The sequence below is a fragment of the Actinopolymorpha pittospori genome (assembly GCF_014873875.1).
Taxonomy (GTDB): Bacteria; Actinomycetota; Actinomycetes; order Propionibacteriales; family Actinopolymorphaceae; genus Actinopolymorpha; species Actinopolymorpha pittospori.
Genome location: NZ_JADBEM010000001.1, coordinates 10309945 through 10332243 on the forward strand (window position 1 = coordinate 10309945; position 22299 = coordinate 10332243).

General features: G+C 70.6%; 20 protein-coding genes. 16 read left to right on the top strand and 4 right to left on the bottom strand.

All coding sequences use genetic code 11. The annotated features are described in order from the left end of the window. Positions 1-70: 70 nt before the first annotated feature. Positions 71-679, bottom strand: coding sequence for a TetR/AcrR family transcriptional regulator (locus HEB94_RS47730; RefSeq protein ID WP_202896936.1), 609 nt, complete (start codon positions 677-679; stop codon positions 71-73). Positions 680-832: 153 nt separating this feature from the next. Between HEB94_RS47730 and HEB94_RS47735 the strand changes: the two genes are divergently transcribed. Continuing rightward, positions 833-1951 (top strand): aldo/keto reductase, encoded by a 1119-nt coding sequence (locus HEB94_RS47735; protein WP_192755959.1) that lies wholly within the window; start codon positions 833-835, stop codon positions 1949-1951. A gap of 43 nt (positions 1952-1994) precedes the next feature. On the opposite strand, the gene HEB94_RS47740 is transcribed toward HEB94_RS47735, so the two are convergent. Beyond that, complete coding sequence (locus HEB94_RS47740) at positions 1995-3374, bottom strand: class I SAM-dependent RNA methyltransferase (RefSeq protein ID WP_192755960.1); 1380 nt, start codon at positions 3372-3374, stop codon at positions 1995-1997. 47 nt (positions 3375-3421) lie between these two features. Continuing rightward, positions 3422-3637 (bottom strand): hypothetical protein, encoded by a 216-nt coding sequence (locus tag HEB94_RS47745; RefSeq protein WP_192755961.1) that lies wholly within the window; start codon positions 3635-3637, stop codon positions 3422-3424. Positions 3638-3859: 222 nt separating this feature from the next. On the opposite strand from HEB94_RS47745, the gene HEB94_RS47750 reads away from it, so the two are divergent. From HEB94_RS47750 to HEB94_RS47805, 12 genes are all read left to right on the top strand, one after another. Then, positions 3860-4705: an alpha/beta fold hydrolase gene (locus HEB94_RS47750; protein WP_192755962.1), complete on the top strand. Its 846-nt coding sequence runs from the start codon at positions 3860-3862 to the stop codon at positions 4703-4705. 220 nt (positions 4706-4925) lie between these two features. Further along, positions 4926-6764, top strand: a complete 1839-nt coding sequence (locus HEB94_RS47755) for a glycoside hydrolase family 15 protein (RefSeq protein ID WP_192755963.1) — start codon at positions 4926-4928, stop codon at positions 6762-6764. A 138-nt stretch (positions 6765-6902) separates the two neighbouring features. Then, positions 6903-8111 carry a tryptophan synthase subunit beta gene (gene trpB, locus HEB94_RS47760; protein ID WP_192755964.1) on the top strand — a complete coding sequence of 403 codons (1209 nt, stop codon included), beginning with the start codon at positions 6903-6905 and terminating at the stop codon, positions 8109-8111. 163 nt (positions 8112-8274) lie between these two features. Further along, entirely contained in the window at positions 8275-8925 is a 651-nt protein-coding gene (gene trpA / locus HEB94_RS47765; RefSeq protein WP_273379026.1) for a tryptophan synthase subunit alpha, read from the top strand. A gap of 9 nt (positions 8926-8934) precedes the next feature. After that, a complete protein-coding gene (locus HEB94_RS47770; RefSeq protein WP_192755965.1) occupies positions 8935-9690 on the top strand; it encodes a GntR family transcriptional regulator in 756 nt (251 codons plus the stop codon). Between the two features lie 95 nt (positions 9691-9785). Then, positions 9786-10460 (top strand): hypothetical protein, encoded by a 675-nt coding sequence (locus HEB94_RS47775; protein WP_192755966.1) that lies wholly within the window; start codon positions 9786-9788, stop codon positions 10458-10460. A 114-nt stretch (positions 10461-10574) separates the two neighbouring features. Beyond that, positions 10575-11522 carry a nucleoside hydrolase gene (locus HEB94_RS47780; protein WP_192755967.1) on the top strand — a complete coding sequence of 316 codons (948 nt, stop codon included), beginning with the start codon at positions 10575-10577 and terminating at the stop codon, positions 11520-11522. A gap of 171 nt (positions 11523-11693) precedes the next feature. Then, positions 11694-12326: a hypothetical protein gene (locus tag HEB94_RS47785; protein ID WP_192755968.1), complete on the top strand. Its 633-nt coding sequence runs from the start codon at positions 11694-11696 to the stop codon at positions 12324-12326. A 199-nt stretch (positions 12327-12525) separates the two neighbouring features. After that, positions 12526-14358, top strand: a complete 1833-nt coding sequence (locus HEB94_RS47790; RefSeq protein ID WP_192755969.1) for a CehA/McbA family metallohydrolase domain-containing protein — start codon at positions 12526-12528, stop codon at positions 14356-14358. A gap of 126 nt (positions 14359-14484) precedes the next feature. Continuing rightward, on the top strand, positions 14485-14703 hold the full coding sequence (locus HEB94_RS47795; protein WP_192755970.1) for a hypothetical protein: 219 nt from the start codon (positions 14485-14487) through the stop codon (positions 14701-14703). After that, positions 14669-17077, top strand: coding sequence for an accessory Sec system translocase SecA2 (secA2, locus tag HEB94_RS47800; protein WP_202896938.1), 2409 nt, complete (start codon positions 14669-14671; stop codon positions 17075-17077). Before HEB94_RS47795 ends, secA2 begins: the two co-directional genes overlap by 35 nt. 171 nt (positions 17078-17248) lie before the next feature. Beyond that, positions 17249-18364 (top strand): serine hydrolase domain-containing protein, encoded by a 1116-nt coding sequence (locus HEB94_RS47805; RefSeq protein WP_192755971.1) that lies wholly within the window; start codon positions 17249-17251, stop codon positions 18362-18364. Positions 18365-18566: 202 nt separating this feature from the next. On the opposite strand, the gene HEB94_RS47810 is transcribed toward HEB94_RS47805, so the two are convergent. Next, positions 18567-19361: an AraC family transcriptional regulator gene (locus tag HEB94_RS47810; protein ID WP_192755972.1), complete on the bottom strand. Its 795-nt coding sequence runs from the start codon at positions 19359-19361 to the stop codon at positions 18567-18569. A 127-nt stretch (positions 19362-19488) separates the two neighbouring features. Between HEB94_RS47810 and HEB94_RS47815 the strand changes: the two genes are divergently transcribed. From HEB94_RS47815 to HEB94_RS47825, 3 genes are all read left to right on the top strand, one after another. Continuing rightward, positions 19489-20322, top strand: coding sequence for a phytanoyl-CoA dioxygenase family protein (locus HEB94_RS47815; RefSeq protein ID WP_192755973.1), 834 nt, complete (start codon positions 19489-19491; stop codon positions 20320-20322). 144 nt (positions 20323-20466) lie between these two features. Continuing rightward, positions 20467-20763 (top strand): hypothetical protein, encoded by a 297-nt coding sequence (locus HEB94_RS47820; protein WP_192755974.1) that lies wholly within the window; start codon positions 20467-20469, stop codon positions 20761-20763. 168 nt (positions 20764-20931) lie between these two features. Further along, on the top strand, positions 20932-22266 hold the full coding sequence (locus tag HEB94_RS47825; RefSeq protein ID WP_192755975.1) for a GGDEF domain-containing protein: 1335 nt from the start codon (positions 20932-20934) through the stop codon (positions 22264-22266). Positions 22267-22299 lie beyond the last annotated feature (33 nt).

A 22299-nucleotide genomic window follows, 5' to 3' on the forward strand; every position in this document is an offset into this window, starting at 1 on the left:
TCTGGGTTCAGGCCCAGGACCTGGTCGAGGATCCCCCGCAGCCGCGAGGAACGGGTTCTGGCTGGCCCCTTCAGGTCCGGGCGGACTCCGCGAGGGCGTAGGTGCGGACGTGGCCGATGGCGGCGTCCAGCGCGGTGCGCAGCGGGTCGAGGGAGCCGATGGCCTGCCCCATGGCGACGCCGCCCTGGACGGCGACGAGGACGGCGGTGGCCAGTTCGTCGGTGTCGGCGTCAGCGCGCAGCAGGCCCCCGGCCCGCATGGTCGCCAGCCCCTTGGCCAGGCTCGCCTGCCAGCTCTCGAAGAGCCCGGAGATCAGCTCCCGGATCCGCGGGTCGTTGCGCGGGAACTGGCTGGTCAGGGCCGCCAGCGGGCAGTACTCGATCTTGGGGGCGTAGAGCCGCAGGATCAGCTCCTTCCAGCGCTGCCACGCCTCCCAGCTGGTGAGCTCGTCCAGCAGGGGAAGCTGGTCGTCCAGCACCCGCCGCGCCTGCTCTTCCGCGACCGCGAAGAGGAGCTGGGCCTTCCCGTCCGGGAAGTAGTGGAACAGCTGACTCTTGCTCGTTCCGGTGGCGGAGCGGATGTCGTCGAGGCAGGTGTTGGCCGCCCCGTTGGCCGCGACGAGCTCAGCGGCGGCGTCGATGATGCGCGCCCTGGTCGCCGCACCCTTCTTGGTCAGCATGTCTCCACCGTAGGCGTCTGGACCGGTCGGTCCACCACCTGCGACCCTCCTCCCCAGTTCTGGACTTGACAGTCCATTCTTGACGGGGCACGCTGAATGGACCAGGGAGTCCAGAATACTCGCGGCTCCCGCGGCCATTGGAGCAGCACGCACATGCCTGTGGACCAGTACTACCTGCTCGGACGCTCCGGGCTGCGCGTCAGCCGACTGGCGTTGGGCACGATGAACTTCGGTACCGGCGGTTTCCACGCCGCCTACGGGAAGACCGAGGACGAAGCCCGCCCCCTCCTCCGTCGCTACCTCGACTCGGGCGGCAACTTCCTCGACACGGCGGACTTCTACACCGCCGGCGAGAGCGAGTCCATCCTCGGCAAGCTCATCGCCGAAGCCGGGGCCCGCGACCGGGTGGTGCTCACCACCAAGTTCACCAACAGCGTCGACCCCGGTGATCCGAACGCGGGCGGCAACGGCCGCAAGCACATGATCAGAGCGGTCGAGGCCTCGCTACGGCGCCTGCGCACCGACTACATCGACCTGTTCCTGCTGCACACCTGGGACCGGATCACTCCGGTCGAGGAGGTCCTGCGCACCTTCGACGACCTCACCAGGGCGGGCAAGATCCGCTACGCGGGCCTGTCCGACGTACCCGGCTGGTACGCGGCACGGGCCCAGACCTACGCCGAGGCCCACTCCCTCGTCCCGCTGGTCAGCCTGCAACTGCCCTACTCCCTGGTCGAGCGGACAATCGAACTCGAACACGTCGCGATGGCACAGAACCTCGGACTCGGCATCACCGCCTGGAGCCCGCTCGGCGGAGGGTTCCTCACCGGCAAGTACCGCCAGGGCGAGCAGGGACTGGCCGGAGCGGGCCGGCTCAGTACGGCGGGTTCGCCCGGGCGTTCCTGGACCGACCGGGAGTGGCGACTTCTGCGGACCCTCGAAAACGTCGCCGACAAGCTCGGGGTGACGATGGCCCAGGTCGCGGTCAACTGGGTGGCCACCCAGCCCGGCGTCGCTTCGGCGATCATCGGGGCGAGCAGCACCGACCAGCTCGACGCCAACCTGGCCGCACTCGACTTCGACCTGCCGAGCGAAGTGCGCGCCGACCTCGACGAGGCGAGCGCCACACCACCGCCGTCGGTCTACCGGATGTTCACACCGGACTACCAGGGCTGGTTGGTCAACCCGGGCGCCAAGGTCGGCGACAAGCCGGCCGGATACGCCCCCGCGGTCCGCAACTGGCTCCCCGAAAGCACCGAAAGCAGAGGTTGACAGGCGTCAACGGCGACGGACGCGGCGGGCTCTCCGGAGTCGCTCAGCCCGCGGGTTCCAGCACCGCCACACTCTCGACGTGGTGGGTCATCGGGAACGCGTCGTAGGCCGACAGGTCCCGCAACACCCAGCCGAGTTCGGCGAAGTAGCCGAGGTCGCGCGCCAGCGTCGCCGGATCGCAGGAGACGTAGGCGATGCCGCGACCGGCGAGTCCCGCGATCTGGCGTACGACGTCGCGACCGGCACCCGCCCGGGGCGGATCGAGGACGACCAGGTCGACCGGGTCCAGCCGGCCCAGCACCCGGTCGACGCGGCCCTGCTCGACGCCGACGTTGGGCAGGTCGCGCAGGTTGTGCCGGGCGTCGCGGACGGCCAGTGCGTCCTCCTCCACCCCGACGAGGGTGCCGGTCGGCCCGACCTCCCGCGCCAGCGCACCGAGGAACAGGCCGACGCCGCAGTACAGGTCCAGGACCTGTTCACCCGCCCGTGGCCGTAGGCCTTCGACCACCGCGTCGACGAACGCCTGCGCCGCGCCGGGATGCACCTGCCAGAACCCGGCGGCACTCACCTGCCAGGTACGCCCGGCGGCGACCTCCCGTACGTAGGGCAGGCCGGGACCTGGTTGGGGCTCACCGCGTACGACCCGGACCGGCGCGTCCAGGTGCGGAACCCGGACCCGGCGAGCGCGTTCGGAGACCGCGACGACCCGGTCACCCGTGGCGGCCGACCCGACCGCCTCGACGCGCTGCGCCCCGGGCCAGCGGTTGCGCTCCACGCCGAGCCGCTCCACCTCCGGGTGCGCGATCAGGCAGTGGTCGACCGGCTCAATGTCATGGGAGCGGTGCCGTCGGAAGCCGACGACGCCGTCGCGGCGGACGGCGAACTGCACTCGGGTGCGCCAGCCGAGACCGTCGTCGGGTTCGGGCCCGGTGGGCAAGCCCGCCACGGAGGGCTCCGACAGCGGCAACGCCCGTACGGTGACCGTGCGCTCGATGCCGGCGATGCGGTGGAGCTGGTCCTCGACGACGGCGGCCTTCAGCCGCCGCTGCGCGGCCAGCGAGGCGTGCTGCCAGTCGCAGCCGCCGCAGCGGCCGGGTCCGGCGTAGGGGCAGGGCGGCGTCACCCGGTCGGGCGAGGCGTCCAGCACCTCCACGACCTCGGCGCGCACCAGCCGCGCGGTCTCCTCGGTCACCTTCGCCCGGACCCGCTCGCCGGGCAGTGCGTGCCGGACGAACACCGCCTTGCCGTCGTGGCGAGCCACGCACCAACCGCCGTGCGCGACAGGGCCGATCTCCAGCTCGAGCACCTCGCCGACGTCGAGCCGCCCCGGCTCACCTGGGTGGGGCCGGTCCTGGGGTGCGCCGGGGGGTTGCGTGCCGGGCGTGGACGGGGAGCGTTGCTGGCCTGCGGCGTCGTTGTTCATAGCGGAACGAGTCTGCCGGTGCGCGGCTCCTGGCGTACGCGCGGGTGTCAGTCCGACCCGCCCGACCCGCCCGTCGCACCCGTCCCGGACGACCCGGACGCGGGACCGACCGCCTCGGCGTACCGCTCGTGCAGCCTCGACCGGATCTGCTCCGGCGTGTAGGCGCGTCGGCGCCGCTCGGCACGGGCGACCACGACCCCGGTCGCCGCGACGCCGACGATCCCGGCCAGTCCCACCAACTTCCACCACTTCCACGAGCGCATCTGCCCAGGCTATGCGGCGCGGACTCCCCCGTGCCGGACATACGTGCCGGACATACGGGCCGGGACGGGAGGAAGCGGTTCTCGCCGAACCGCTCGCGGCCCGCACAGCACGTAGGTTCGGTGGGGTGATGGCGTCGCCGCGGTGAGCGGGCGGGGTGCCATGTCGGCGCCGTGTGCCGATTCCTCACGGCGAGACGTATCTCGGGAGGAGGGGAAGGTCGGATGTCAGCGAAGGGCGTGAAACGCGAAACGGTCGAGGTCGACGGCGTACCCGCCAGCTACCTGACGGCGGGCGACGGTCCGGTCGTGGTGTTGGTGCACGGAACCTTCTGGAGTCGGGTCTGGCTCCCGGTCCTGGACAAGCTCGCGGCCGCGGGAGTGCGGCCGATCGCCGTGGACCTGCCGGGGTTCGGCCGCTCCGGCGGTGAGTTGACGCTGGAGACCGCGACGATTCCCGCGCTCACGACCTGGGTGGTGCGCTTCCTCCACGCGCTCGGCGTGGACGGGCGCGTCTCGGTCGGCGGACACGACATCGGTGGGGCGATCGCCCAGCGGCTGCTCGTCTCCGACACCCTCGACGTCGACGCCTTCGCCCTGGTCAACGGCGTGACCTACGACTCCTGGCCGTTGCCGAGGATCGCGCGTTTCCGGGACCCGGACCTGCGTGCGACGACGTCCGCCCGCGACCTGGTCGAGATCCGGCGGGATCCGGTGCGCGCCTCCTTGCCGCCCACACCAGGAGACGCCCTGGTGAAGGTGTACCTCGATCCGCTCACCGAGGAACGTGTGGCGCGGTCCTGGATGGCCCTGGCCGCCGCGGCGGACTGCCGTTACACCACGGAGTTACTGCCGGCGCTGCGTGCGTCGACCACACCGAAGCTGCTGGTCTGGGGCGAGGACGACACCGCACAGACGGTCGACTACGCCGAGCGTTTCGCCGCCGAGGTGCCCCACACCACCCTCGTACGCGTCGCCGGCGCCGGCCACATCCCGACGGAGAACGACCCCGAGGCCGTGGGCCGCCCGCTGGCCGAGTTCTTCGCCGCCCATGCCGTCAAGGCGGGCTGACGCCGCACCTGGGCGGGCGTATTCCAGAGGATGGACGAATGGGAGACGTTCCCCGTTTTTGCGGCTTACCGGAACCTCGCGAACATGCCCGGACAGTGATCGTCAGGTGATCGGCTTCCACCGGTCCTCGTGTACCCGTTGATGCCGCCGTATGCAGGACCTATTCCTGTCGACTTCCTCGACGACGCCGATGAGACTGGTCCTGCGAGGAGGTTGACAGATGGGCTATGCCGAAGCTGCGCAGCTGGAGTCGGACGACTACCTACCGATCGCCGACCACGGCCTCATCGGCGACATGCGCACGGCCGCGTTGGTGGGGACGGACGGAACGATCGACTGGTACTGCTGCCCGCGGTTTGATTCACCGAGTGTCTTCGGCGCGATACTCGACCGCGAACACGGCGGCCGGTTCGTCCTGTGTCCACGTAATCCGTCAAAGACGAAACAGCTATACTTTCCTGACACGAATGTTCTGATCACGCGTTTCTTCACCGTCGACGGTGTGGCCGAGGTAGAGGATTTCATGCCCATCTCCGCGGAGTCGACGCAGACGAACACGCGTCGGCATCGGGTGATCCGGCGCATCCTGTGCACCCGCGGAACCGTTCCCTTCGGGGTGAAGGTCGCACCGCGCTTCGACTACGGCCGGGAAGAACACGATCTCTCCTTCCAGGACGGACATGCCGTCTTCACCTCTTCCTCCATGACCCTGGCGCTGTCCACGTCGATCGACCTCGGTCGCGACGGCAACGACGTGACCGCGGAGTTCACCCTGTCCGAGGGGCAGTCGACTGCGTTCGTCCTCGACCAGCTCACCGACGGAATGCCGCCACGCGGATGCGAGCCCGGCGAGGCGGACCAACAGTTCCGGGAAACCGTGGCGTACTGGCGCAAGTGGCTGTCGCACTCCCGCTACACCGGCCGCTGGCGTGAGACCGTCCACCGTTCGGCACTGGCCCTGAAGCTCCTCACCTACCAGCCCACGGGAGCCATCGTCGCCGCGCCGACCACGAGCCTGCCCGAGCAGATCGGCGGCGAACGTAACTGGGACTACCGCTACACCTGGGTCCGCGACGCCGCCTTCTCGGTGTACGCCCTGTTGCGCCTCGGTTTCACCGACGAGGCGAGGGCCTTCATGGACTGGTTGGGAAACCGGATGCGGGAGTGCCGCTTCGGCCAGGAGCACGGCCCACTGCAGGTGATGTACGGCATCGACGGTCGCACCGAGCTCCCCGAGGAGACCCTCGACCACCTCGAGGGCTATCGCGGTTCGGCGCCGGTCCGGATCGGCAACGGCGCAGCGAAACAACGCCAGCAGGACATCTACGGCGAGCTGATCGACTCGGTGTACCTCTACAACAAGTACGGCGAGGCCATCGGCACCGACCTGTGGGAGGAGGTCACCGACATCGTCGACTGGGTCTGCGACCACTGGGACGAGGCCGACGAGGGCATCTGGGAGACCCGCGGTGGCCGCGAACACTTCACCTACTCGCGCCTGATGTCCTGGGTCGCCATCGAGCGAACGATGCGGGTCGCCAGGCAGCGCGGGCTTCCCAGCAACTTCGCCGTCTGGTCGACCCAGCGCGACGCCATCTACCGGCAGATCCTGGACCGCGGCTGGTCACCCAAGCAGCAGGCGTTCGTCCAGCACTACGACAGTGACGTCCTGGACGCCTCGCTGCTGATGATGCCGTTGGCGAAGTTCATCGCGCCGACCGACCGCCGCTGGTTGTCGACTCTCGACGCGATCGGGAACGGTCTCGTGTCCGACTCCCTCGTCTACCGCTACGACCCCAACATGAGCCCCGACGGACTCGGCGGCCGGGAGGGAACCATCTCGATCTGCACGTTCTGGTACGTCGAGGCCCTCACCCGCGCCGGGCGGGTCGACGAAGCTCGGCTGATCTTCGAGAAGATGCTCACCTACACCAACCACCTCGGCCTCTTCTCCGAGGAGATCGGCCCGACCGGCGAACAGCTCGGCAACTTCCCCCAGGCGTTCACCCACCTGGCGCTGATCAGCGCCGCCTTCAACCTCAACCGCGCCCTCGGCTGAGAACCTCCGGGCTCCACCCTCGACCGGCCCTTCCTGCCCTGGGTCGAGCCTCCATCTGGCGACCGTTCCCTGGCTGTGCCATACTCCGAACAGTTCTAGAACAGGTTTCGGAGTTCTAGACCACTGGAGGTGGAGATCATGAAGGACGTACTGCCGCGAAGGGCGCGGCCCGTGGACCGGCCGGGCGGCATGGGCGACCCCGGCACGCCTGGGAAGTTCGGCGCCTACGGGGGCAGGTTCGTGCCGGAGTCGCTGGTGCCGGCGTGCGCGGAGCTGGAGGAGGCGTTTCGCGACGCCTGGTCCGATCCTGGCTTCCAGTCCAGCCTGGCCACGCTGCTGGCCCTGCACGTCGGCCGCCCCACTCCCCTGACCCCGGCGTGGCGGCTGTCCGCGGAGCTGGGCGTGAACCTGCTGCTCAAGCGCGAGGACCTGGCCCACACCGGTTCACACAAGATCAACAACGTGCTCGGGCAGGCACTCCTTGCCCGCCGGATGGGTCGGACCCGGCTCATCGCGGAGACCGGCGCCGGGCAGCACGGCGTGGCCACTGCCACCGCAGCCGGCCTGCTGGGGCTGCGGGCGACCGTGTTCATGGGCGAGCGAGACATCGAACGCCAAGCCCTGAACGTGTTCCGGATGCGCATCCTGGGCGCCGAGGTGGTGCCCGTCCACAGCGGCAGCCGTACTCTCAAGGACGCCACCAGCGAGGCCATGCGGCACTGGGTGAGCTCCCTGGAGGACTCCCACTACTGCGTCGGTTCCGTCGTCGGCCCTTATCCGTACCCGTGGATCGTGCGGGAGTTCCAGCGGGTCATCGGTGACGAGGCGCGCGGCCAGTGCGCCACCGCCCTCGACTCCGGATCGCCGGACTACGTCGTGGCCTGCGTCGGCGGCGGCTCCAACGCGGCCGGCACCTTCGCCGGCTTCGTCAACACCTCCGCGAAGTTCGTGGGCGTCGAGGCCGAGGGTGGCGCGGGCGCATCCGCGGGCCGGGTCGGCGTACTCCACGGCTTCCGATCGCTGTTCCTACAGGACGACGACGGCCAGATCAGCGAAGCACACTCGATCGCCGCCGGACTGGACTACCCCGGCGTGGGCCCCGAACACGCCTACCTGCGCGACCTCGGCCGGGCGCGGTACGTCACCGTGACCGACGCGGAGGTGGTCGACGCGACGCTGCGGCTCGCGCGCACCGAGGGGATCGTCCCCGCACTGGAGTCCGCGCACGCGGTCGCCTGGGTGATCCGGGCCGCCGAGAGTGGCGAGCTACCCGCCTGCGCCAACGTCATGCTCACGTTATCCGGCCGAGGTGACAAGGACCTGTCGACGCTGATGGAGCTGCTGTGAATCCCGACCTGCTCACCTCCGGATCACTCGAAACCCACCTCCGGGGCCGCCGCGACGGCGGCCGCAAACTGCTCATGCCCTACGTCACCGGCGGAGTGAGTCCAAACTGGACCGACTACCTGCGCGCGTTCGTCGAGGCCGGTGCCGACGCCATCGAGGTCGGCTGCCGTTCTCCGACCCCACCGTGGACGGCGCCACCATCCAGGAGGCGTCGGACGTGGCGCTGGCCCGCGGCGCGTCCGTGCGCCGGACTCTCACCGAACTCACCGCGATGTCCGACGGCGCGGGCGCGTCCGGCCTGGGCATCCCCCTCGTCGCGAGCACCTACTACAACCTGGTCCTGCAGGACGGCCCGAAGCAGTTCTGCGCCGCGCTTCGCGAGGCGGGCGTCAGCGGCCTCATCGTGCCTGACCTTCCGCTGGAGGAGGCCGGTGAACTCCAAGCCGCGGCCGCCGCCGTCGACGTCGACCTGGTCCTGCTCGCCTCGCCCGCGACCCCGCCGGCCCGGCTGGAGGAGATCGCCCGGCGCGCCCGCGGCTTCGTCTACGCGGTCTCGCTGATGGGCACCACCGGGGAACGCACGACGCTCGCCGACACCGCGGCCGGCCTCGCCGTCCGCATCAAGGCACGGACCGACCTGCCCGTCTTGCTAGGCTTCGGGATTTCCACGCCCGAGCAGGCCAGGCAAGCGACGACCGACGCGGACGGCATCATCATCGGCGCCGGCGTCATGCGCCAGGTGCTCGACGGCGCGGGCCCGAACGACATCAGCGCCTACCTCGCCGCGATGCGGCGCGCGATCGACATGGGGTGACACACCACGATGACCCGTGAGGCGGGACGCGAGGCGAGATATCGCTCCATCGCCGCGGACATCGCCGCGAAGATCCGGGCCGGGGAGTACGCGCCCGGTGAGGCGCTGCCCACCCAGCGGGCGTTGAGTGCCTCCTACGACGTCACCTTGATGACCCTGCGCCAGGCGCTCCGCCAGCTCAGCGACGAGGGTCTGATCAGCCAGCAGCCCGGCCGGGGGACGTTCGTGGCGCCACATCCCCTGGCCTACCAGCTCGGCCCGCTGCGCAGCCTCGCCGACGACCTCAAGGAACAGGGCCACCAGGTGCACACCACGGTGCTCGGGCGGTCGGTGCGCCGCGTCCCGGCCGAGGTCGCCGGCCAGCTGCGGGTGCGTCCGGGCGAGAGCGCGCTGCGGCTGGAACGGCTGCGCGCCTTCGCCGGTCGCCCGGCCATCCACCAGGTCTCCTGGATCCGTCCACCCCACGGTGAGGCGATCCGCGACCAGGACTTCACCAGCGTCTCCCTCTACACCGCGCTCGCCGAGGCCGGGATCCTGGTGGCGCGGGCGGCGGAGACGATCCAGCCGGCCCTGCTCACCCCGGCCACCGCCCGGCACCTCGGCGAACCCGAGGGCAGCCCGGTGTTCGTGAGTCAACGCGTCAGCCACACCCTCGACGGGACCGCCGTCGTCGTCGACCGCGCGACGATCCTCGGCAGCATGATGGAGATCCGCACCGACCGGGCCGCCACCGGTCTGTCCCTGCAGTGGGAAGCGACCAGGTGAACCATCCCGGCAGCCGAACCACCACCACGGCTGAACCATCCCGGCAGCCCGCGCCGCGGCGCCCACGAACCCGAGAAGATCCCTAGGGTGGGTGCATGCCGGGTACGTCCATCAGCCTCGACGAGGCCGCCGAGCTCACCCGTACCGGAGACGTCTGGCTCTTCCGCGGCCGGTCGGCGGCCGACCGTGCCATCCGGGTCACGACCAACAGCCCGGTCAACCACGTCGGCATGTCCGTCGTCATCGAGGACCTGCCGCCGCTGATGTGGCACGCCGAGCTCGGCCGGTCACTGCCCGACCTGTGGACGGGTACGCACCAGCGCGGCGTCCAGCTCCACGACCTTCGCGACTCCGTGCTGGTCTGGTCCCGCAAGTACGGCCAGCGCGCGTGGCTGCGCCAGCTGGAGCCGCCGGTCACCCGCTCCGGTGAGGACGCCGTCCTGCGGACGGTCGCACGGTTGGACGGTACGCCGTTCCCGTCGACGGCCCGGCTCGCCGGGCGTTGGCTGCGGGGCCGGGTCCCCACGGTTCGGCGCCGGCGGCGGGAGGGGTCGAAGCTGCCCGGCGTCGCGATCGAGTCCCGCGGCACCGACCTCGAGACCGCGTACTGCGCGGAGGTCGTCGCGGTGACCTACGAGGCGATGGGGCTGCTCCCGGGCGGCCGCCGGTCGAGCTGGTACGACGCGGGCCGGTTCTGGAGCGGGGACGACCTCGCCCTGGCGGAGGGCGCACGGCTCGGCGGCGAGATCTCCGTGCGCACCCCGTCCTGAGCCACCCCCGTCCGAGCCACACCACCGTCCGAGCCACACCACGTCCGAGCCACACCCCGTCCGGCTGGACCGCCGCGCCTCGTGGCCGGCCCCGGGTGCGGGCATGCTGGGCCGATGCGCATCCACCTCGACACCGACCTCGGTGGGGACCCCGACGACGCGTGTGCCCTCGCCCTGCTGCTCGGGTGGCCGGAGGTCGAGCTCGTCGGCATCACCACGGCCATCGATCACGGTGGGCGGCGGGCGGGTTACACGCGCCACCTGTTGGACCTTGCGGGCCGCACCGACGTTCCTCTCGCGGCCGGCGCCGCGGCGTCCCTGTCCACCCGGCGGCTGGCCGACCCGGTGGTCGGCGACCCGCGGTACTGGCCGGCCAGCGCCGTCCCCCTGCCTGGACCGCCCGGTGCCGCGCTCGACCTGCTCGCCGCCAGTGTCGAGGCGGGCGCGACGGTCGTGGCGATCGGGCCGTGCACCAACCTCGCCCTGCTGGAGATCGCCCGTCCTGGGTCGCTTGCCGGTGCCCGGGTTGTGATGATGGGTGGTTGGGTCCGACCGCCGGCGGAGGGCCTTCCCGCCTGGGGGCCCGAGATGGACTGGAACGTCCAGTGGGACACCGTCGCGGCCCGGATTGTGGCGGAGACGGCCAACCTGACCCTCGCGACCCTCCCCGCCACCCTCGCCGGCCAGCTCCGCTCCGCCGACCTGCCCCGCCTCGCCGCCTGTGGCCCCCTCGGTGAGCTGCTCGCCCGCCAGTGCGAGGTCTACGGCCCCGAGGCGGGCATGCCCGACCTCGGCAGAGCCCACCCCGGCCTGCCGGACGACCTGCTGAACTTCCACTACGACCCGCTCGCGGCCGCGGCGGCGGTCGGGTGGCCGGGAGCGGTGATCCGCGAGGAACGGCTACGACCGGTCCAGGAGGGACAGTGCCTGCGGTTCGTGCCCGACCCGGACGGGCGGAGCATCGGGGTGATGGGTGAGGTCGACGGGCCCGGGTTCACCGAAGCGTGGCTGGCCGCCGTCGAGCGAGTCGGCCGAGTGGGCCACCCCCGGTCGAACGCCTGAGCTTCTGCCGCCACCGGCGTACCGTGCTCACCGGAAGTACCGTCATCGCCGCGGACGTTTCGTCGTGCCCCCTCCGGCGACCACCGGTCCGACCTGACCGCTCGGCCACGTCTGGGTCCCGCCCGGCCCTACCCACGGCCGGGTGGTCGGGAACGAGCAACGGAGGACGCGATGAAGCTCTACGCCGACGCGCCGGGCCGCCGTAACGCCCAGGTGCTCATGGACCTGCTGACCGTCGTCTGGATCTGGGTGTCGATCCGGATCGCCGTCTCCGTCCACAGCTGGCTGAACGGTTTCGCCACCGCGGGCCAGGAACTGGAGGACGCGGGCAGCGGGATCGAACAGAAGGTGTCGCAGGCCAGTGGCCAGATCTCCGGGCTGCCCGCCGTGGGTGATGCACTGCAGGCGCCCCTCGACGCGATCGCGGGGACCGGCCGCTCCATCGCCACCGCCGGGCAGACGCAGCAGGACGTCGTACACAACGCGGCCCTGATCGCCGCCCTGGTCTGTGCCGGCCTGCTGCTGCTCGTCGCCGCGATCCGGCTCGTCTTCCGGATCAGGTGGATCGTCCGCGCCAGCCACGCCGCTCGGATGACCACGACCGAGGCCGGCTACACCATGCTCGCCCTGCGTGCGCTGGTCAACCAGTCCTGGTCAGCCCTGACCTCGGAGGTCCCCGACCCGGCGGGGTCCTGGCGGCGTGGAGACCCCGACGACATGCGCCGGCTCGCCGGCGTCGAGCTGCGCTCCCTCGGCCTCCGCGCCGCCGCCGCGCCCAGCGCCCCCCTCGAGCGCTGGAGCTAGGGTGCGTCTCCCACATCCCGCCGAACACGCACTGTGGCGGCCGGTGTCGATCGCCAGGTGACCGTTGCCCGTTGCGCCGATGAACGTTGTCCTGCCAGCCGTGTAATTCGCCCGGGAAGCTGTTCCGGTACTCCTCGAAGGGTCCCTAGCGTCGAGAGGTAAGCGCGTAAGTGGGCGCGAAATGAGGAGGGAACGCTGCATGGCAGCAAAGGACGTCTCGCGGCGACGGGTTCTTGGGACAGGCCTCGGTCTGGGCATTGCGGCGGCGGTCGGTGGTGGGGAGCTACCGTCCGCCTTCGCCGCGACCGCGACGCCGGCGGTGCAACCATCCGCGTACGAGCCGGTCAGCATGGTGCTGCACACGCACTCCTGCTTCAGTGAGGGCGGCAGCTACGCCGAAGGCGGCGGCGGCGCCAGCATGCTCTCGCAGCTGGACCAGGTGACCAAGAACAACATCGACGTGGTCTGGTGGACCGACCACGACTGGCGCATGGAGGCGTACGGCTACTACGACGGCATCGCGTTCGACGGCACGAACGAGGACGGCGGCCTGGCGTGGAGCGTCCAGAACGAAGGCACCGTCACCGGCGCCACGCACGCCTTCGTCGCTGACCCGCACAGCCCGAACGAAGAGGGCAAGGCGATGCGGGTCGCCGCCACCGGGCCCTCCGCGCAGTGGGGCGTCTCCTACCTGTTCGGCAAGCCCGGCAACAGCTTCTACTCGACGAACCTGTCCGACACGACGCTCACCATCGACGTGCTCGGCGAGAAGATCGGCCCCGACGCCGAGCTCGTGGTCCAGGTCGAGACCTCCTACCGGCCCACGATCGCCGGCCGACCGGCGGGCGTGTACGTCCTGGAGTACCGCGTCGGCACCACGGCGACCCGGGTGCTGGAGAAGCCGCTGACCGGTGTGGTGTCGGTGCCGGTCGAGGACGGCTGGCAGACGCTGACGATGCACCTGCTCGACGACATCAAGGCCTTCTGGCCGGACATCATCGCCGAGGACTCCGGGCTCGCCCGGCTGCGGTTCGGCGTACGGGCCCGCAACAACGCCACCGCCCAGGCGGTGTTCGACCACCTGCAGATCGACCGTACCCGCGACCCGCTGCGCTGGCCGGTCAAGCTCCAGCGGAAGCTGATGAAGGAGTACGCCAAGCAGTACCCCAACGTGACACAGCTGCTGGCCGCAGAGGTGTCGATGGTGCGGCACCTCAACGTGTTCATGGAGCACTTCGAGCTCTACCCCTACCCGGACAAGGGCAAGGCGCCCTCCCTCGACAACTCGGTGGCGGGCACCGAGAAGGTCGTGAAGTGGTACCAGGAGCGCGGCGCGATCGTCCAGTACAACCACCCGGACATCAACCCCACCGAGTTCGTGCAGACCCGGGCGCTCGGGACCGACATGACCGAGGTCGCCGACTACGGCGGCAACTTCGACGTGATCCACGACCGGGTCAACCAGTACGACGCGGCGGCGCGCAACGCGATCTTCCTGACCGCGACCAGCCAGGTCGACGACCACGCCGGACGGAACTGGGCCAACAAGGCCCACCTCTACACCACCTCGGTGTGGTCGCCGTCGAAGAAGGCGAAGGACCTCATCGCGGCGTTGCGGTCCGGGCAGGCCTGGTGGTTCCACCAGGAGCTGTGGCCGACCGCGCGGCTCGACCTCAACGTCGACGGCCGCCGGGCGATGGGCCGGGTCATCCGGACCACCGCGGCCAGCGTCCCGGTCGAGGTGGTCGTGCAGAACCTGCCCGCGGACTTCACGGTGCAGGTCGTGGTCGGCCTGTGCGACCGTACGGGTGCCAGCACGCCCTCGATCGAGAAGCACGCCTTCGCCGCCGACGCGTTCGCGCAGGGGTCGATGACCTTCGACCTCGAACGCGGCCAGGGCAGCTACCTGCGGGTGGAGGTCTACGACTCCGAGGACGTTCTGGTGGGCTTCGGTAACCCGCTGTGGGTGCTCTCCCCCAGGGACGACGTCGACGTGCCGCTGGCGCGCCGGTTCTCCTACGTGGCTCGCTGACCCGCTCCAGGGTCACCCTCCGCGTACCGGCTGGTCACGCCGGTACGCGGAGGTGCGGGAGTCGCACGGAACGCGAGCCGCCGCGATTGTGGAGCCCCTTTCAGCCGCCCGGCATAGGCTCCCTCCATGGACGGCTTCCTGACGTTCCTCGTCATCGTGGCCGTCTTCGCAGCCATCCTGGGCGGCATGGCCTGGATCGCGGCCCGCGCTCGGCGCCGCGGTATCGGCGACTCGATCACCGGACCGTGGGACGAGATCTGGCATCCGACCGCCCACCAGGCTCACATCGAGATCCGGGAGCAGGAGGAGCGTGCGACGCCGAGACCGTCTCCAGACGACAAGTGACCCAGAGCCCCGTGCCCGCCTGATCGATCGGCTGAACGGCTGGGCGTGGCGGGCGTTGTCCCGTTCCGAGCGGGCCGAGGTCACGCGCTACGCCGCCCTGGTGCGGACGGCGGGCGAGCACGAACAGCGCCTCCAGGGCCTCTCCGACGCTGACCTGAGCGCCGAAGCCGCCCGGCTGCGTGGCTCGGCGAAGGCGGGCCGTCCGCCGTTCGGCAACGAGGAACTCGTGGCCTGGTGCGCGCTCGGTCGGGAGGCCGCGCGACGGGCGGTGGGCCTGCGCGCCTTCGACGTCCAGCTGCTGGGGATGGCGCGGATGCTGGCCGGCGACGTCGTGGAGATGGCCACCGGCGAGGGCAAGACCCTGGCAGGGGCGCTGGCCGCGGCCGGGTTCGCCCTTCGTGGTCGGTCGGTGCAGGTGCTGTCGGTCAACGACTACCTGGCCCGCCGGGACGCGGAGTGGATGGGCCCGCTGTACCGGCTGCTCGGCGTGTCCGTGGACTGGGTCACCGCCGAGTCCACACCGGCGGAACGGCGTGACGCCTACGCCGCGGAGGTCACCTACGCCTCGGTCAGCGAGGTCGGTTTCGACGTACTCCGCGACCGGGTGTGCACCGACGCCGCTGAGTTGGTCGCCCCGCGACCGGACGTGGCGCTGGTGGACGAGGCCGACTCCGTGCTCGTCGACGAGGCACGGGTCCCGCTGGTGCTGGCCGGTTCCACCGAGGAGACCACCCCGGGTGAACGGATGGCGCGTGTCGTCGCGTCCCTGCGGGCGGGTCGGCACTACCAGACCGACACCGAAGGCCGGAACGTCTTCCTCACGCCGGCCGGTGAGCGTGCCGTGGAGGCCGCGCTGGGTGGCATCGACCTCTACGCCGCCGAGCAGGTGGAGACGATCACCCAGGTCAACGTCGCCTTGCACGCCCACGTTCTGTTGCACCGGGACGTGCACTATCTCGTCCGCGACGGCGAGATCAAACTGATCAGTTCCTCCCGCGGCCGGGTCGCCACGCTGCAGCGCTGGCCGGACGGACTGCACGCGGCCGTCGAGGCCAAGGAAGGGCTCTCCGCCACCGGTAGCGGAGAGATCCTGGACACCATCACCATCCAGGGCCTGTTGACCCGCTACCCGACGCTGTGCGGGATGACCGGCACCGCCCTGGTCGCGGAGGAGCAGCTGCGGACGTTCTACAAGCTGTCGGTCACGGTGATCCCGCCGAACACGCCCTGCCAGCGGGTCGACGAACCCTCCCGCGTCTACACCAGCACCGCTGCGAAGGAGGAGGCGGTCATCGCCGAGATCACCGCGGCGCACGCGACCGGTCGCCCCATCCTGGTCGGCACGCTCGACGTGGCCGAGTCCGAACGGCTGGCCGCGCTCCTGGCCGAACGCGGGTTGGCCTGCGTGGTGCTCAACGCCAAGAACGACGCCGAGGAGGCGGCCATCATCGCCCACGCCGGCGAGGAGGGCGCGCTCACCATCTCCACCCAGATGGCCGGACGGGGCACCGACATCCGGCTGGGCGGCCCCGACGGCGCCGACCACGACAACGTCGCCGCGCTCGGCGGCCTGTACGTCATCGGAACGGGTCACCACCCCAGCCGCCGGATCGACGACCAGCTCCGCGGCCGGTCCGGGCGCCAGGGAGACCCGGGCGGATCGGTGTTCTTCGCCAGCCTGGAGGACGAGCAGGTCCTGCAGTACGGCAGTGCCCACGACCCCTCGGCCCCCGTTGGCGCGGACGGGCGGGTCGAGGACCGGGCCGCGCACCGGCAGGTGGCGCACGCGCAGCGCGTCGCCGAGGGGACCAACCTCACCATCCACAGCACCACCTGGCGCTACAACCAGCTCATCGAGCGCCAACGCGAGCTGCTCGGGGAGTTGCGCGACCAGGTTCTGCACACCGACCACGCGACCGAGCTGATGGCCCAACGTTGTCCCGACCGGTGCGCCGAACTCCGGCAGGCCGTTCCCACCGCGGTGCTCGACGAGGCCGCCCGGCTCGTCGTCCTCCACCACGTGGACCGGTGCTGGGCCGACCACCTGGCCTTCCTGGCCGACGTTCGCGAGAGCATCCACCTGCGCTCCCTGGCCGGGCAGGACCCCCTCGCGGAGTTCCACCGCACCGCGATCCCGGCGTTCAAGCGGCGCCTCGCCGACGCCCTCACCGAGGCGGCCGACACCTTCGAACGGGTCACGATCACCGCGGACGGGATCGACCTCGACGCCGCCGGGCTTCGTCGCCCCTCCGCCACCTGGACCTACCTCGTCAACGACAACCCGTTCGGGACGCCGTTCGAGCGGGCGCTGAACCGGATCGGCCGCGCGCTGCGGGGATCCAGGTCCGCTCCCGCCGAGGAGTCCTCCAGCTGACCCGCCTCGGCTCGCGGCCCGCGGCCCGGCACGTCAGGATCATCGTTCGCCCGTCCGGCCTCTGACGGTTTTCGGGGGCTTCGGGGACAACAACTAGGGGCACTTCCGGATGCGTCCGCCCCCCTGCTTTGTCAGGTTTGCTCCTGACGAACTACTCACAGGGAGGTCTGGATGAAGCGAGCGCTTCGGGCGCTGTTGACGGCGACGACAGCGTTGGCGGTGCTTGCGGCACCGACCGCTGCCGCTGCCGCGCCGGAGAAAGCGGATCGCGCCGCGCTACAGAAACGGCTGGACGACGTCGTAGCCGCCGGCGCGGTGGGCGCGCTGGCGGAGGTGCGTGACGAGCATGGCGTGTGGCGAGGCACCAGCGGTGTCGCCGAACTGGGCACGACACGGGCGGTACCGGTCCAGGGCCGGTTCCGGGCGGGCAGCATCACGAAGACCTTCGTCGCTACCGTCGCCCTGCAGCTCGTCGACGAGGGGCGGCTACGGCTGGACGACCCGGTCGAGACATGGCTGCCCGGAGTCCTCCCAGACGGTCACCGCATCACCGTGCGCCAACTGCTCAACCACACCAGCGGGTTGTACGACTATCTGCACACGTTGCCGCTGCCGCCGACGCCAGAATTCCTGGACAACCGGTGGCGAACCTGGTCCGCGACCGAACTGGTTCAGCGCGCGGTAGCCAACCCTCCGACATTCGAACCGCCGGGTTCGGCCTACGCGTACTCCAACACCGACTACCTCCTACTCGGCCAGATCATCGAGAAGGTGACCGGCCGGCCGTACGGCGAGGAGATCGAGCGCCGGATCATCCGACCGTTGCGGTTGCGCGGCACCTCGGTGCCGGGGACGTCGCCGTTGATTCGCGGGCCGCGTCCGCACGGCTACGTGCCGGCGCTGCAGGACGGCGAGACGCACCTCCTCGACTACACGCAGATGAACCCGTCGGTGATGGGCGCCGGTGGCGAGATGATCTCAACGACAGCGGATCTCAACCGGTTCTTCGCCGCGCTGCTCGGTGGGCGGCTGCTGCCGGCCTACTTGCTCGACGGAATGAAGACGCCGGGTGTCGAGGGCGGGACGTACGGGCTTGGGCTGTTCTTGCGGGACACCTCGTGCGGGGTCCGTGTGTACGGCAACGACGGCGACGCCCTGGCCTACCAGTCTTGGTCGTACTTCACGGAGGACGGGCGCCACCAGGTCACGGTCGCGCTCACGCCCGACTTCCGTGGCGACCCCGACGACGCCGTCGACGCGTTCCTGGACAAGGCCCTCTGCGGCTGACCAGTCGCCGTCTTGGCCCGTCGCCCTCGCCGGGGTTGGCGGCCACGTTCGTCGCGCCTGGCAAGGCACGCTTGACAGTGGGGTCGTCAACCCAGACGGAGCCGACGGCCGTCGGCGCGGATCGAGACGCCGAGCCGGTCGGTGTCGGGTCCGAATGGGAAGGAGAACGTCACCTTCTGCCGCGCGGTGAGGGTTGCCGGCCTCAGTGTCCGGCGCGGACCGCGCGGGGCGAGGCGCCGAACTCCCGGCGGCAGGCCTTGTTGAACGCCTGCAGGTCGGCGATCCCGACCGAGGCGGCGACGGTGGGAATGGACAGGGTCGACTCGCGCAACAGGTGCCGCGCGCGTTCGAGCCGGCGGCGGCGGATGTGGGCGACCACGGTGTCACCGGTCTCCGCGCGGAACAGTCGGGTGAGGTGGTTGTGGGAGACACCGGCAGCCCGGGCGACGTCGGGGACGGTGAGCGGACTCGCGAGGTTGGACGCGATGTAGGCCTGGGCCTTGGCCACCGCGGCGTGCGGACCTCCGGCCGCGGTCGTCACCCCCAGCCGCGCGATCCGCCACAGGGCCGCCCAGACGTCGGCGGTCGCGCGGGCCGGCGTGTCCGGCCAGGCCGCGACCGCCTGGGACAACAGCTCCGTCAGCTGAGGTGTCTCCGCGCCCGCCTCCTGCATGACCGGGACCCGGTGCGAGTGGCCGGACCCTGACATCCGCAGGTGCGCGTACAGGTGCTCGGAGCGGCCGCGGTAGAGGAACTGCACCTGGACGCCGGGCGGGATCAGGCTCACCCGGCCCGGGCGGATGGCGTAGGAGGAACCCTGAAAGCTCAGCTCCGCGGCGTAGCGGTAGAGGTGCAGCTGCCACATGTCCGGCAGCCGGAACACGTCGCGCCTGCGTGCGGTGCCGTGGATGCCGACGCCGAGGCTCACGACCTGCGGCGGCTCGTCGAGGTGGACCGTGACGTGTCCGTTCGAGGCCACCTCACCCTCTCCTGGCATGGTGAAAAACTACCAGTAATGGTGAATGGAACCCACGCATCACTTGGGGATGCGGATCTACCGTGGACGAGTGGCAACCAGCACCTGCCGGAGTGCCGCTCCCTTTCGCCTGCCCTCTGGAGAGGACATGACCTTCCAACCCGCCCGTGAGCACCTGCTGACCTCGGTGCAGATGGCGCACTTCGTGGCGCACGGATCCCTCATCATGGAGGCGGTCGTTCCCGAGGAGCTGAACTCCCAAGCGATCGACGTCTTCCGCGCCGGAATCCCCGCCGTGCCCTACGGAACGCCGGTCGAGGAGGCGTTCCCCGACGGATCGTTCGCCCGCCGCCTGGTCGAGATCCCCACCGTCGCCGGTGCGATCCAGAGCCTGGTCGGTCCCGGGCCGACGATCGACCACCACGCCGTGCACATCCGCAAGCCCAAGGAAGGGCACGCGCAGCCGCTGCACGGTGACGCCATCATCGACGTCCGACTCGACGCCTTCGATGTCCAGCTCATGTACTACCCGCAGGACGTCACCCTCGACATGGGCGGGACGCTCAGCGTGCCGGGCAGCCACCTGCGGCGGACGAACGAGAGCGACACCGGGCGCTACCAGAACCTGCGTGGCCAGACCCGGCTCGTCTGCCCGGCCGGCACCGTGGTGCTCGTCCACCACGGCATCTGGCACGGCGGTCGCCGCAACGACAGCGACATCGAGCGCTACATGTTCAAGATCCGCTTCAACCCCACGGTCAAGCAGCGGCTGCTGTGGAACACCGACGACCTGGACAATCCCGAGGTGGGCAAGACGCTTCGCCAGCGCTTCCCGTGGTACGAACTCGCGACCGGTCGGCTGGAGATCTACAACCGGATCAAGATGTGGCAGGCGCTGACCGGTGACGACACCTTCGACCTCGACTACTGGGCGACGCGGGTGAGCAACCGGCCCCAGCGCGTGGTCGCCGGGGCACGCTGACCGGATCTGGCCACCGCGCTGGTCCTCCGGCGACGGCGTTGTCCAAGCTCGTTCCCCGCTCTCGTTTCGCCTTCCCGCTTCCACGTCCGCGCGGATGTCGCACCCACGTCCCGGCGTCCGCGCACCCTCTACCTGGAGTTCCGCATGACCATCACGACCGAGCAGGCCGTGCGCCAGCAGGTCCTCGTTCTCTACCTGAACACCTCCGCTCTCGACAGCACCGTCGTCGGCTGGTCGGTGTACGACGGGACGGGTGAGTCTTCGCCGACCACCGGTGACAGCGACCAACCGCCTTACGACACAGGGGTTGCCGCGTTGCGGGACGGCTGGCGGCTGATCCAGGCCTCGCAGCTCATTCCGCCCTACCCGGGGCATGAGTACGACGTGTCGTTCCTGAAGCACGAGTTCCTGTTCGAGAAGCTCGTGACCGTCACGGCCTGACACGACACTCGACGCGAGGCGCGTCGGACCAGCAGCGGTCCCGGCGGCCCCCGGCGTGGGTGCCACGGGGCCGCTCGCTGCGTTTTCGGGCAGAAACCCCGGGCAGGAGAGTGCCAGACTGGATCAAGATCTGGTCGTCGGACGCAGTGGCGTCGTACGGTTACCCAAATGGTTGCTCACAGCGGTCATCACGTGCGGAGCTGGGGACTGTGGTCCCTTCCGGCCCCTGCCCTGACGTTCTTCCTGCTGGTCGACGCGGCCGCCGTGACCTATGCCCTCACGATCCTGGCGAGCAGTCCGAGGGTGGCCGATCTCTCCACGGCGGCGACGCTGTGCGCCTGCGCCGTCGTGTGCATCGAGGGCGCGCGACGTGTCGAACGCCGTCGCCGCCGCGGTGGTGCGCTGCACAAGGACCTGCAACCGGTCTGGATGATCGCGGCCGCGATCGTGTTGCCGCCGACCACGGCGTTGCTGTGCGTCATCCTGTTGCGCACGTGGTGGCGCGTGCGGGCGAGCCGTTGCATCCCGCACCGGTGGACGTTCTCCACCGCGGTCGTCGTCATCGCCGCGGTCTGCGCGCACTCGACCTACGACGCGGTGGCAGGTGTGTTGGGTGACGCCGGCTGGGCGCAACACCAGGTCGTCACGGTCGCGACCATGCTGGCCGCACTTGCGTTCCTCGCCACCGACGCGTTGCTGTGCGCGGTGGCGATCCGCCTGTTGGCGCCGACCAGCACGCTGCGGGAGATGTTCGGCGACTCCGCCGACCTCGCCGTCGACGCGGTGACGGGCGGGCTCGGCTGCCTGGTCGCCGCGGCCTCGATGGTGACGCCGTGGGCCGGTGTCCTCGGCATTCCCATCACCCTCGCCGGCCAACGGGCGCTGCTGCTCGCGCAACTGGAGTCCGAGGCCAGCACCGACGGCAAGACCGAACTCAGCAACTTCCCCCACTGGCGGCAGGAGGTGGAGGACCTCCTCGACCGCGCCCGGCGCCGGGAGGCACGCTTCGCGATCCTGCTCGCCGACATCGACCACTTCAAGCGCATCAACGACACCCACGGTCACCTGGCCGGCGACCACGTCCTGCGTGAGGTGGCGGCCAGGATGCGGGCGGTGATCCGCACCGAGGACGTCGCGGGCCGCTTCGGAGGCGAGGAGTTCGTCATCGGGATGCCGGGCGTCGACGTCGCCGACGCGGTGGGCGCGGCACACCGGCTCCGGACCGCGATCTCGGGGAGCCTGCTGCCCATCCGGCCGGCCGAGGCCGGCGCCGACGGAGCGGAGGTCGTACGCCTGACCATCTCCGTCGGTGTCGCCGTCTACCCCTCCGACGGCACCACCCTCGATCAACTCCTCGACCACGCCGACCGGGCGTTGTACGCCGCGAAGGCCGCCGGACGTAACCGCGTCTCGCGAGGGCAGGGCATCGAGCCCGACGTCGTGGCGTTGGCGCAGCCCACCGACCTCGACGCCCCCGGGCAACGCCGAGCGACCGTGCCGTAAGGAAAACCGGTACCCCCAGGGACGTCGCCGAGC